This window comes from Gimesia sp., assembly GCF_040219335.1.
GTDB lineage: Bacteria > Planctomycetota > Planctomycetia > Planctomycetales > Planctomycetaceae > Gimesia.
The window spans coordinates 485742-498947 of sequence record NZ_JAVJSQ010000031.1 but is presented as its reverse complement, the minus strand read 5'-3'; the positions used below and the strand labels follow the sequence as shown (position 1 = coordinate 498947).

Below are 13206 nucleotides of genomic sequence, written 5' to 3'. Positions count from 1 at the left end.
TGCCGGTCTGAGGTGACAGTCAGATTAGCGCGCCAGAATCTGACCGTAGGAATTATTCCTCCTGTAGTTTAAACAGAACTGCAAGGCTGATTCTAACGTTTTTTTCTGGGTAGACCGCAGATTTTATGCTGTTTCTTTTTATGGTCAAAAAAACGGGCCTCGGTTCGCTTAGGAACAAAGGCCCGTAGATCCGCTGATGCTGACATCAGCTATGCTTATCTGCGACCACCGCGGGATCGACCTGAAGAACCCCGGCCACTTCCCGGAGAAGCACTGCCTCTCGAATAAGAGGAACTATTCCGGCTCGAGTAGTTCGAACCGTATCCCGAACTTCGTGAATAGCTGGACGTCGGTCGCTGTTGTGAGTAAGTCCGCGTATTGCGCTGTGCGGCTGCCGCCTGGGAAGAACGGTTCATCTGCTGGCTGAGCTGTCCCCAGTTCTTCTGCATGCTCTGCAGCCCCGAGGCAATCTGCTGACTTGAGGATTGACTGTAACGCGAATTCGCAGCACTCTTCTGACGGCTGGCCCGGTAAGAGCCCTGTTGACTGCCTGTCGCTTGACGACTGCTGGCTGCGGACGATCCCTGGCCCACCTGGCCATCTCCCAGGGTGCCGGTCTTGGAACCGTTCTGCGTGGTCACAGTCGAACTGACCTGACCATCGCCCGCAGTAGTGTTGACCGCAGCCGACCCTTTACTCGAATCAACAGTGGTAGAACCATTGTAGGTACCCGTACCATTTCCGGTGGCTGTACCAGAGCTGTTGTGTTGCACGTTCGCGTAACCGTTATTTCCCTGAATCGCAGTCGAGGAAGAACGGACGCCGCTCACAGAGCCATCGGCATTCTGGTTAACGCTGCCACTTGTATTGCGACTGCCATACGCGTCGACGCCTGTATTCGTAGTGATCGCCCCGCTGGACTGGGTGTTGTACTGCGCACCGGTCTGTGTCTGCGTGATCGATCCATTGACCTGCCCGGCGCCACTGGCAGTGAGTCCGTTTGAAGTATTGACGGTCCCCCCTCCTGCAGCGCCAAAGTAAGTCGTATCACCCACGGTCGTCTTGCCGGCGATGCCTGCTCCGGTCGCGGTGGCGGAATTCCCCTGGGGACCGGTAATCGTAGTGGTCGCCACACCAGCACCTGCGGTCGTCGGTCCATTCTGGTAAACGACGCTGCCCCCCTGGGTATTTCCGGTGACGGTGTTCCCGTTCGGTCCCGTGTAAGTGGTGGAACTGCTGCCGGTCGAAGCGGTCGCGTGACCGTAAGGACCCGTGGTCGTGGTTTGTGTGGCCGATCCGGAAGCATAGGGTCCTTCATAGACGGTGGTCGTCGTGGTTTGCTGTGGATGTGCATAAGCCACGTAGAGTTCTGACATGGTCGCGGGTACAAAGTACCGACCGGCGACATAACCTGCTGCAGCTACATACGCGGCCTGACCGGTCAACGGTGCACCACTGGCATCGACGAACTGCTGCGGTTCTGCTTCGAGTGCTGCATCGACTTCGGCTCGCAGTTTATCAATCGCCCGCCAGACATCGTCGGGCTGTGTCTGATACACGCGTCCCAGTAAAGTCGTGGTCGCAAGATTGTCATTCAGTTGTGCCAGGATCTCGGGATACTGTTTGAGCGACGCGACACTCGGGTCTGTACTCTGATTGAATTGTTGCACCCGTTGCGCAAATCGACCGCCGAACCGGCCCGTTGTTTTTTCGGAAGCCTGGCGGATTGCCAGGGGATGTTGTGCTGCCTGCAGGATGGTCTCGACCAGCTCATCCGGATAGAAGGCGATGCCGGTCACCAGGCTTTCGATCGCACGTGGTGACAGCGTTCTGTTATTTTGAGCTGCCAGGGGACCGGCCTGTTGTGCGCTGGCCAGATCGGCCTGCAACAGAACACAGAGGCCGGCGGTGATGGTGATGAATCCTTTCAGGTAACTCGTTGAAGTTGAAGTCATTGATCTCCCCATCTTATTTTACTGATACTGTGAATGATTGTTTCTGATTCACACTCTGTCTGCAGGACTGCTGATGACCTTCGCGTGCGCCTGGTCAGTATTCATATAGCTTAGTTTCCGGAGTCGGTTTGTTTCTGATTTCAGAAAAAAGCGAAAATCCGGGAACTCTTTATTGCTGACCAGCCAGACAGGACTCAAACGATGCTGCAAAACAACATGATGCCAAAAAGAAACAGTCATGATTCAAGAAGAATCATGAGGTGAACCCCGCGTCAGGAATACTTCCGCAGCGCTGAACTGGTTTCAGAATCGAAAGAAAAAAGTCAGGATATTTTGAATCCCGTTCGGCTTTGTTCAAAAAAATGACGAAACAGAACCCGCAGCCCGGTGTTCGATTAGCAGCGTCCCAGAAGCCGAATTTCACGCTTGTCTCTCAGACAGGCGTACCAGAACTGCGGACACTCATTTTTCGACAAAAGCGAATTCCGTTCTGAATTCAGTCGAGGCCTCCAGCACTCCCTGATATAGTAGGAGCAGTCATCTGCACCTCATCCCCAGGGAGCTGTCTGCATGCGTCAGTATCAACATGAGAGACAAGTTTCACACGGCCCTGCCTGCTCCGGTCTGATGAACCGTCGCGAACTGCTGCAGAACGCCGGCGGTGGTATGGGTATGCTGGCTCTGAACGCACTGCTGCAACAGGAACAAGCGGCGCACGCTGCAGCGAACTCAGCGCTCTCCCCCGGCAAACCGGACTTTCCTCCGCGAGCCAAACGAATCATCTGGCTCTTCATGCACGGCGGTCCCAGCCACGTCGATCTGTGGGATCCCAAACCGGATCTGATCAAATACGCGGGCAAACCACTGCCCGAAAGTTTCGGCAAAGTCATGACGCGCCGCAAGGTGGCACAGAATCCTCTGCTGGCACCGATCAAACCCTTTCGCAAACGCGGTGAGTCGGGACTGGAAGTCAGTGACTTTCTGCCGCACACCGGCGCACTAGTGGACGACCTGTGTGTCATCCGCTCACTGCATGGTGACAGCGTGAATCATCCGCAGTCGGTCTATCAGATGAATACGGGCAGCATCCTGATGGGGCATCCGAGTGTGGGCAGCTGGATCGCCTACGGTCTCGGTTCCGAGAATGCAGACATGCCCGCCTTCGTGGTCCTGCCGGATCCGGGGGGCGGCGTGAAGGGGGGACCGCCCGCCTGGGGCAGCGGTTACCTGCCGGCTACCTTTCAGGGAACAACCATGCGACCCGGGCAGACGCCGATTCTGAATCTCAAGCCTCCCACCGGGATCTCTGCACGCCAGCAAAGGGCAACCCTGGATCTGGTTCAATCCCTGAATCGACGCCACCTGGAAACCCGCGATCGGGACGACGAACTCTCAGCCCGGATCGCCGCTTATGAGCTGGCTTTCCGCATGCAGACCGCGGCTCCGGAAATTGTCGACCTGACACAGGAGACCTCAGCGACTCACAAAATGTACGGACTCGATGATCCAGACACGCGTGATTTCGGCGAACGCTGTCTGCTGGCGCGACGCATGGTGGAGCGTGGCGTGCGTTTCATTCAGCTTTACTCCGGAGATACCGTGGGCTGGGATGCGCACAGCGATGTAACGAAGAATCATACCACCTATTGCCGCAAGACCGATCAGCCGATCGCAGCGCTGCTCAAAGATCTGAAACAGCGGGGACTCCTGGAAGATACGCTGGTGGTCTGGTGTGGCGAATTCGGTCGCATGCCGATGAGCGAGCAGGGCAAAGGCCGCGATCACAATCCCTGGGGCTATTGTGGCTGGCTGGCCGGTGCCGGTATCACGGGGGGCCGCGCCTACGGGGCCACCGATCCCATCGGCTTACGCGCTGCGGAGCAGACCGTGCACGTCAATCAGTTTCACGCGACCCTCCTGCATCTGCTCGGACTCGATCATGAAACGCTGACCTATTTTCATAACGGTCTGGATGAGCGTCTGACCGGCCCCGCGGAAGTTGAGATTGTGAAAGGACTGCTCACATGAAAGGACTCTGCAAGTATGCCAGCTGCTGGTGTTGTCTGCTCTGCCTGTCACTGCCCGTCAGCGTATCAGCCGAAGAAACAAAGGCACTGACAGAGACTCCCCTGACCGAGTCAGACCGCGATCACTGGGCATTTCAACCAATTCAAAAACCGGCGCTGCCGGAAGTCAAACGCAGCAACTGGCCGCGGACGCCCATCGATCGATTCATCCTCGCGAAGCTGGAAGCCGAGGGATTGCAACCGGCTCCGGATGCAGAACGGGTAACGCTGATCCGTCGCGTTTACTTCGATGTCATCGGCTTACCTCCCACGCCGGCGGAAGTTGATCAGTTATTATCAGACAAGTCGGCAGATGCATATGAGCGACTCGTGGATCGCCTGCTGGCTTCGCCCCGCTATGGCGAACGCTGGGCCCAGCACTGGCTCGACCTGGCCCGGTTTGCAGAAACGGACGGCTATGAACACGATAAGCTCCGCCCTGATGCCTGGAAGTACCGGGACTGGGTGATCAAGGCGCTGAATGCCGATATGCCCTACGATCAGTTTGTTCGCTGGCAACTGGCCGGGGATGTGATTGCCCCTGACAATTCCGATGCCCGGACGGCGACGGCCTTCTGTCTTTCCGGACCCGATATGCCTGACATCAATTCACAGGAAGAACGACGCCACACGCTGCTCAACGAGATGAGCTCCACGGTCGGTTCTGTGTTCATGGCCCTGCAGCTGGGATGTGCCCAGTGCCACGATCATAAATATGATCCGATCAGCACGTTCGACTTTTATCGTCTGAGAGCCTTCTTTGAACCGGCGGTGCAGCCGGTAAAGAATCGTTCGGTAACGACACTCGCTGCAACGGATAAAAAACGGAAGCCCAGTCACGTGATGCTCCGCGGCGACTGGCGTCGTCCCGGCCCTCAAGTCGAACCCGCCTTCTTGCGGATTGCGAATTCAGATGAGCAGCAAATCAAGTCGCAGAAAGCGCCTCAACAGCGGCTCGCTCTGGCTCGCTGGTTGACACAGAAATCGCATCCCCTCACATCGCGGGTGATTGTGAATCGGGTCTGGCAGCATCACTTCGGGCGGGGCCTGTGTGCCTCCCCCAGTGACTTTGGTCTGATGGGAGAATCTCCCTCGCACCCGGAACTGCTGGACTGGCTGGCTGCTGAATTCACGGAGACCGGCTGGAAGCTGAAGTCGCTGCATCGTCTGATTTTGACCTCGCGGGTCTATCAACAGGCCAGCAGCTTACAGACCCAGAACGTGGAATCAGTTTCTGTGGAACAACGCACTGCCTGGAAACAAAGCCTGAAACGTGATCCGGATGCTGCACTGCTCTCGCGGTTTCCGCGTCAGCGTCTGGATGCGGAAGTGATCCGCGATGCACTGTTATTGATCAGCGGTAAGCTCTCCGAGCGAACCGGCGGTCGGGGTGTTATGCCGCCCCTGCCTCAGGAACTGAGGGCTACCCTGCTCAAGGATCAGTGGAAAACCAGTCCCCGCGAAGAGGATCACTACCGCCGCAGTATCTATGTCTTTGCGCGACGCAACCTCCGCTATCCCCTGTTCGAAGCCTTTGATCGGCCCGATGCGAATAACAGCTGTCCCCGGCGAGGCAACTCAACCACGGCTCCACAGGCACTGTTGCTGTTGAACTCGGAAAGTTCGCTCAAGTCAGCGAGAGAGCTGGCAGGACTGATTCAGGACGAGGCTGGTTCCAGTCCCCGACAGCAGGTCACCCTCTTGATCCGACGCGCGCTGGGACGTCAGCCCGGGAAAGCAGAACTGGTCGAACTCGTTCAGTTTCTGAAATCTCAGCGCGAAGAATTGCGCCGGGAGCAACGCACTGCCGATCAGCTGCTGCTCCCTCTTGGCAAGCAGGCCACAAAGGATCCTTACGCGGGCGCAGCGCTCACGGACCTCTGCCTGGCGGTCTTGAATTCGAATGAATTTATTTATGTCGATTGATCTTTAGAAAAAATTTTGTTCTGCTATTTTGTTAATAATATTAAATAACGGGACGCACCTTGGATATTCAGACTAATCAAGAAGGGAAGTGACTGATGATGCGAGCGAAGTGGTATTGGTCGTTACTGTTAATCAGTGTGTTGAGCTGTGATGTTCCACTCGATGTGCATGCGGAAGATGCGTTGATAGGAAACTGGCGGCTCGAGGGAGATGCCAGGGATCAGAGTTCGTTTCAGAATCACGGTGTCAATCATGGCGTGAAATTGAAAGCGGGACAGCCGGCCGTCTTTGATGGTGGCACCGCGTATCTGGAAGTTTCCGATTCAAAGTCGCTGTCCCTCGGAACGGGCGACTTTTCACTGGCACTGACCGTGAATACAAGTGCCGACCTGGGAGACGTCATCGGTACCCTGTGCAGCAAATACGATCGTAAAACCCGCCGGGGGTTCCAGCTGAGCATCAAAAATAATGCCGGCGTGACCAGCAGCCAGTCGAACTGGCATCATCTGCAGTTCGGCATCGATAATGGCAAGGTGGATTCTCAATGGACCGATCACGGGCAACTGGGCAATGCCATTCTGATTTACAGCATGGCCGTGCACGACGGCAAACTCTATGCAGGAACCTGTGTGCCCGGTGCGGAAGCCGCCGGACACGTTTATCAGTATGAGGACGGAAAGAAATGGATCGACTGTGGAACACCGGACAAGTGTAATGCCGTTTCATCGCTGGCGGTCTATCAGGGGCACCTGTATGCAGGAACGGGAAAGTACCGGCTGAAAGGTTCCTCGCTGGCAGAGTCCGAAAACCCGAACATGGGGGGCAACGTCTATCGTTATCTCGGGGATGGAACGTGGAAGCACTGTGGTAATCTGCCCGGCGTCGAAGCGATTAATGGGATGGTGGTTTACAAGGGGAAGCTGTATGCCTCCTCCATGTACGCCCCCGCAGCCTTCTATCGCTACGATGGAGGAACTACCTGGACCGCCTGTGATGTCCCCGACGGAAAGCGGGTGGAATCGATGGCGATCTATAACGGCGACCTGTTTGCCACCGGCTACGACGAAGGTGCCGTCTACCGTTATGACGGAAAGAAATGGACGCATGCCGGACAGGTGGGAGAAGCCACGCAGACTTACGGCTTTGCTGTGTACGAGGGAAACCTGTATGTCAGCGAATGGCCGCATGCGGAAGTGTATCGTTATGCGGGCGAAAAACGCTGGGAACTGGCGGGACGACTGGGCGAGGAAAAGGAAAGCATGCCACTGGTTGTTTACAACGGCGCCATGTACTCCGGATCGCTCCCCCTGGCCGAGGTCTATCGCTATGACGGCGGTGTCGACTGGAAGAACCTCGGACAAATCGATCTGACGCCGGATGTTCGCTATCGCCGTGTCTGGTCGATGGCCGTCTATCAGGGACGCCTCTTTGCCGGTACGTTACCAGCCGGGCGGGTGAAGTCAATCGAAGCAGGCAAGAGTGCCACCTACGACACCGCTTTGAAGCCAGGCTGGCGACAGATCGTAGCCGTCAAAGAGAAGTCGCAACTCAAGCTGTATGTGGACGGCGACCTGGTCGCGTCGTCGACCAGCTTCGATCCCGCGGAATATGATTTGTCCAACACAGAGCCTTTGAAGATCGGCTTCGGTGCCCATGATTATTACCATGGAAAAATGAAAGACGTGCAGCTCTTTAAGCGTGCTTTAAGTGCGGAAGAGGTCCAGACACGCTTTCAGCAGCAGGCAGACTAGAGTTCCCTCTGCTGACAATGCAGGAATAAAAACGGCATAAAAAAAGAGCCATCCGTGAATGCGGATGGCTCTTTCTGTTTTCAGTTGAGTACCAGATTACTTACTGGATACCCAGGTCGCGTCGCAGGTCTTCCTGCAGACCGGGGACACGTCCCTGTTCTTTGATCCAGAGTGGCTTCAGCGGGAAGCTCTCTGGGGCAGGGATCCCTTTCAGGTCATGAATGTCACGCCAGAGCAGGACTGCTTTCAGACCTTCTTCTATCGCCAGGTCTTCGGCCATCAGACTCGGGTACTTGTTCAGGACGGAAGCATAGAGGGACATCCCTTTTTCGAGTTCCGCCTGTGCCTTGTCGAACTTACCTTCGGTGAAGGACACTTCGCCGTCGTAGATCGCTTTGTGAGCATCAATCGTCTGCTGCTCAGATTCGGATAGGGCACGTGTTCGCCAGAAACGGTAGTTGGCAGTACTCTGGTAACGGTCGGTCCAGTGCTTCTTGTCTGACTCACTGACGTTGTCCCGTTTGGCCAGGTTCTTGATATCGTCGTCGGTCCATTCGAGTACCACCGCTCCCTTGGGAGTCATGAACTCTTCACGACCGAAGATGGTAGTCCATTCTTTGAAGCCCTGTGCCCAGGCATCGGTCCGTTCTTTACCGAACTTACCTTCACGCTGCATGGCGTTGGCATAGTCGAACTGGGCGTGCCAGGGAGCAGCCCGGAAGAGCATCCGCATCTGCAGGTGCTGTTTGTGCTTGAGTTCTTTCTCGTTGGCAATCAGGTATTTCTCCTTCGCAACCTGGTAGTTATCCAGACGCTCGGGATTGATTTCCGGATCGGGGCCGCCATCATACCGTTCGGTATTAGGGTCGACCTTGTAGAAGCGTCGGAACTGTTTCCATTCATCGGAACGACCCACTTTCTGGCCGTGCAGGTTACCGATTTTCCAGTCGAGTTCGGGGAAGCGTTCGTTGCGGGCAACTCCCTCGTTGAGGAACTTGATCCCTTCCTTAACCCAGAAGTAACGATCCTCGACGGCATCCCACTCTGCAGAAACGTTGTAAGCCAGGTTCCAGCCCTGGAAGTCCCACACCTTCATGTAGTGAGGCTGGAGCAGAATGATCGAATCGACGGTGGAACGCAGCTTGGCCCATTCTTTCCGTTCCTGGTAGTCTTTAGCATCCATCCAGAGCAGGTTGGTGGCGATGCCCCGCAGACCGAGCAGAACGAAGTTCATGGACGCGCTGGAAGGATCGACGTCACCCAGGGTACTTTCCCCGAGTTCATACTGCACCCGTAACTGGGCCAGTTCGCCCCCAGATCCTTCTTCTCCGGTGGAAGGCATACCCAGCCAGATCACCGGTATCAGCAAAATGATAATCGCGATGACATAAGCCAGTTTTCGATGTTTGGAAGAGAGTTTGTTCATTTCGCCTCCAGTTCGCGGAGCTTCAAACTATAGAATGAAATCAATAAGCAGGGAAGAATATAGGCCGCTGTGGTCAACAGTCCCGGCAGCAGAGCTGCACTCCAGGAGACGTCAAACCCTTTGATGACATATTCCCGCATGTTCGAGAAGATACCAAAGTTCGGGATGATCTGCTGGCAGAGCCAGAGGAAGTTCCGGATGCCACCATCAACGACGACGATTATACCTTTTACGGGACCATTAGGCAGTTCCGTTTGAGAATTCATGTGAGTTAACAGTCGATACCAGGCTTCAATCGCACCGGAGGCCTGCATTTTGCCGCTCAAAATTTCATTCATGTATTCTTTGGACATGAATCCGACCATCACAACGGTGAAGGTCGTCAGGATGGCAACCGGGCCTTTGACGAAACAGCTGACGGTCACGCCCAGCATGATCACCAGTACCATCGGCAACCAGATGCCCAGAATCGCTTTAGAGTAACCGACCATGAACGAACGGTCGGGAGTACGAATGAAGAGGTCGGGACGGGCCATCCCCAGCAACTGTCCTGCTTCCAGACAGGCGACTTCAACGGTCAGGTTGCCGTCTTTGTCGACCAGATCGTCGAAAATATCGTAAGTGACGACTTCCTGGTCGGCCTCGCCCTCATTCTTTTTCTGTGAGAGTTTACGGTCGATCTGCAACCGGTTTTCGGTGTATTCCTTGTTGATCATCGGGGATGTATCAACGCGGAGCCCTTTATCTTCATTGACGAAGGTCAGCTCGTACAGAATCCCGCCTTTTTCCATATCCCCTTTGTGGGTTCGGAACGCTTCGAACGAAGCCTGCAGATTCAACTTGTCATCGATGGCGTCGCTTTCGTCGACCCCTTCGAATTTGTAGATCGCCCGAGCCTTGGTGGCACCTTCGATGTAGCTGCGGTACATCCAGATGTCACCCACATTGATCCCGGAGGCAGCAGGAGCCCCTTCACGGTTGGTGAAGGCGATGTCGCCGTAAATCGGAACCTTGGAAACCAGGCTCTCTTTCGCGGTGTCGGGCACCTGGCGATTGATCCAGATATAACCCACGCCGCCCATCACGAGCAGAATGGCGGTGCCGAGCACCGTGAAGCCCAGCATGCGGCCCATGACGATTTCAATCCGGTAGACCGGCTTGGTAACGACGGTATGAATGGTGCGCAAACGGATGTCTTCCGGTAACGACCAGCAGGCCAGCAGCAGCATGATTGGGATCACGAGCCAACTGATGGCTTTGAGTACGAAGTCAATATAAGACTGCACCTGGAGATCGGGTCTGTCTGCAGCGCCCGCCAGGAACCAGCCGGCAAACATGAACAGCACCGCAAAGATGATGAAGACGAACAGAATTTTCTGTCGCAGTGATTCGCGGATCGTGAGGACCGATAAAGACCAGATGCGGCGGGGTGAGATATGGATGATCTGCACAAAGAAGTCCAGCACGCCGCTGAAGACATCGACGAACCCCTTCGCCCCGCGGGTGATGACACCCACCACCAGACAGACGACCAGCGCGATGACCATGGAGCTTCCAAACACGAATGCAAAATGTTTTAAAGCTTCCAGCCAATTGAATGGAATTGGATCAAAAGACATAATGATTTACTTCTGTGAATAACATCTCATTGGATATGAGGCTCTGCTGAATCCTTCCAGCCGAGACAGAGTCAATGATCGTGAGTAATAACAACCAGACACAGCCCGCCGCTTATTCAGCAGCCTTCTTCGTTTCCGTCTCGGGAACAAAGCGCTGACCCGGTCGTTCTTTACTTTCCTGAACCGTTTTCAGGAACAGGGATTCCAGAGTTGCTGTCGGGTGATCGATGGCATCGACCTTACCATTGTGCTTGGCGACGACCTGTTCGATCTCTTTGATGGCTTCATCGCTCAGGCGAGACGTCAGGATCTGGGTCTCTTCCTGTTCTTTGAGCAGGTCATCCACGCGACCCATGACTTTGAGTTCGCCGCCGTAGAGAATCGCGATCCGGTCACACACGTCCTGCACGTCAGCCAGCAAGTGGCTGCACATCAGCACGGTCTTGCCCTGTTCTTTCAGCTCGACGATCATGCGTTTCATGTCGTCGGTACCGAGTGGGTCCAGACCACTGGTCGGTTCGTCAAGCATGACCAGGTCGGGGTTGTTGATCAGGGCCTGAGCCAGACCGATACGGCGGGTCATCCCTTTGGAGTATTCTTTCAGCTGACGGCGTTTGGCGTGTCCCAGTCCGACCTTTTCGATCAGCTCGGCGGCGCGTTCGCGGCGTTCCTTGGGAGAAATCTTGAACAGACGCCCGTAGAAGTCGAGTGTTTCTTCCGCATTCAGGAAGCGATACAGATAGGATTCTTCCGGCAGATAACCGATCCGCTCGTTTTTCTCAACGTTCGAGGCAGGCTGGCCCAAGACCTTAATTTCCCCTTCCGAGGGAAACAGCAGACCCAGCAGCAGTTTCAGAGTGGTCGTCTTTCCGGAACCGTTTGGACCCAGCAGACCAAAGATTTCGCCTTTTTTTACTTCGAGGCTTAAAGAGTTGAGAGCGCGAACTTTCTTGCGGCCCCAGAAATCACGATAGATCTTTGTCAGATTGCTGATCTGAATGACTGACTCGTTGTCCATTGGCGGTTCTCAGCTCCCCACTGTGAATAAAATGATAATCAGTTATGAGAACAGTATTTCGAGCCAAAGGGGCCCGACTAAGCTAACGCTAGAATTTCTGCGAGCTTACTACGATTCGTGATGGTGCGCTGTTTGTAAAAAATTCAATTTCTTAAGAAGAAATCGGAAAAACAGCGGCGGTAGCAGATCACCGAGCGGCCAGCATCCATTACAGGGGCCTGAAACTCAGGATTCCATTCAAACACAATGATCCAAAGTGAGTAACACTCTAAATTTGGCAGCGAGCACTTGCAAGCTATTAGACTCGCATACTCAGTTAAGATTTCAAGAACGGACAGGTACTAATCAGTATTTAACTTTGAATCCGTATAACTTAACCTCTGCTTGCGTTCAGTCGCATGGTTGAAAAGCCGGTTTGTGTTCATAAGGATAGTTAAAAACGGGCTTTTCTCTGGGAAAGATACTCAATCAGCGCTTTGTCAAACGGCATGCTGGTATCCAGGGGAACGTAATCAACGCCCATCGCGAACAGTTTCTCGCGATAGGTCTCCCGCATTTCCTGAACCGCCTCCAGATAGTCGGCTTTCATGCCCTCCGCATCCAGAACCATAGACTCACCCTGTTCGGGTTCCTGAAGATCGACCATCCCCTCGAAAGGGAAGTAGACCTCTGCTTCGTCCAGAATATGAAACAGGATGACATCGTGGCCAGCGTAACGCAGACGCTGCAGACTGTCGAGCACGCTCTTCTGATCGGTCAGCAGATCCGAGAAAATCATCAGCAGACTGCGGTGTTTGATCATCGAAGCGATCTGCTGCAGGTTTTGTGAAACCTCCGTCGTCCCAACAGGTTGGGAGTTGGCGAGCATTGCCAGTATGTTCCCCAGCTGTCCCCGCCTACTGCGGGGAGGCAGGAAATCCCTGATCTTGTCACCAAAGGTGATCAGGCCGACCGGATCCTGCTGGTGGATCATCATGTACGCCAGCGATGCGGCCAGACAGATCCCGTAATCAAATTTGGAGAGCTGCTGGCGATAGGTATAAGCCATACTTTCAGAAAGATCGATCACCAGGTAACCGGTCAGATTGGTCTCCGCCTGGTACTTTTTGATGTAGTAGCGATCGGTTTTGGCATAGACCTGCCAGTCAATGTCGCGTGGGTCATCCCCCTGGGTGTAGCGTCGGTGTTCGCTGAATTCGACACTGAAGCCGTGATAGGGGCTGGCATGCAGGCCGCTCAGAAAGCCTTCCACGATGAACTTGGCCCGCAGATCGAGCCGGGCCACGGTCTGGATGACTTCCGGTTTGAGGTATTGTTCTGCATTTGGCATGAAATTGCTGCTCCGACGGGCCTGTAATGCAGGCAGTATAACAGGTTGCTGCTCCGAAGTCCCCTCAGATTCGCGCGGTTTCCCGTTTTCAGACGCGCATTCCGCCCCGGAAAAT

Annotated in this window: 8 protein-coding genes; 3 read left to right on the top strand and 5 right to left on the bottom strand. The window is 54.8% G+C overall.

Going from position 1 to position 13206, the window contains the following annotated elements; genetic code table 11:
* Nucleotides 1-215: 215 nt before the first annotated feature.
* Nucleotides 216-1955 carry a DUF3300 domain-containing protein gene (locus RID21_RS26735; protein WP_350194282.1) on the bottom strand — a complete coding sequence of 580 codons (1740 nt, stop codon included), beginning with the start codon at nucleotides 1953-1955 and terminating at the stop codon, nucleotides 216-218.
* A 627-nt stretch (nucleotides 1956-2582) separates the two neighbouring features.
* On the opposite strand from RID21_RS26735, the gene RID21_RS26730 reads away from it, so the two are divergent.
* The 3 genes from RID21_RS26730 to RID21_RS26720 all read left to right on the top strand — a co-directional run bounded on the left by RID21_RS26730 (nucleotide 2583) and on the right by RID21_RS26720 (nucleotide 7698).
* On the top strand, nucleotides 2583-3983 hold the full coding sequence (locus tag RID21_RS26730; RefSeq protein WP_350194489.1) for a DUF1501 domain-containing protein: 1401 nt from the start codon (nucleotides 2583-2585) through the stop codon (nucleotides 3981-3983).
* Nucleotides 3980-5947 (top strand): DUF1549 and DUF1553 domain-containing protein, encoded by a 1968-nt coding sequence (locus RID21_RS26725; protein WP_350194280.1) that lies wholly within the window; start codon nucleotides 3980-3982, stop codon nucleotides 5945-5947. Before RID21_RS26730 ends, RID21_RS26725 begins: the two co-directional genes overlap by 4 nt.
* A gap of 95 nt (nucleotides 5948-6042) precedes the next feature.
* A complete protein-coding gene (locus RID21_RS26720; protein WP_350194278.1) occupies nucleotides 6043-7698 on the top strand; it encodes a LamG-like jellyroll fold domain-containing protein in 1656 nt (551 codons plus the stop codon).
* A 100-nt stretch (nucleotides 7699-7798) separates the two neighbouring features.
* On the opposite strand, the gene RID21_RS26715 is transcribed toward RID21_RS26720, so the two are convergent.
* From RID21_RS26715 to RID21_RS26700, 4 genes are all read right to left on the bottom strand, one after another.
* Nucleotides 7799-9124, bottom strand: a complete 1326-nt coding sequence (locus RID21_RS26715; RefSeq protein ID WP_350194276.1) for a hypothetical protein — start codon at nucleotides 9122-9124, stop codon at nucleotides 7799-7801.
* The gene (locus tag RID21_RS26710; RefSeq protein ID WP_350194274.1) at nucleotides 9121-10743 is read right to left on the bottom strand and encodes an ABC transporter permease; all 1623 of its coding nucleotides are present in this window, start codon (nucleotides 10741-10743) and stop codon (nucleotides 9121-9123) included. Before RID21_RS26710 ends, RID21_RS26715 begins: the two co-directional genes overlap by 4 nt.
* A 112-nt stretch (nucleotides 10744-10855) precedes the next feature.
* A complete protein-coding gene (locus tag RID21_RS26705) occupies nucleotides 10856-11761 on the bottom strand; it encodes an ABC transporter ATP-binding protein (RefSeq protein WP_145042727.1) in 906 nt (301 codons plus the stop codon).
* A 433-nt stretch (nucleotides 11762-12194) separates the two neighbouring features.
* Nucleotides 12195-13091 (bottom strand): DUF58 domain-containing protein, encoded by an 897-nt coding sequence (locus RID21_RS26700; protein ID WP_350194272.1) that lies wholly within the window; start codon nucleotides 13089-13091, stop codon nucleotides 12195-12197.
* Nucleotides 13092-13206 lie beyond the last annotated feature (115 nt).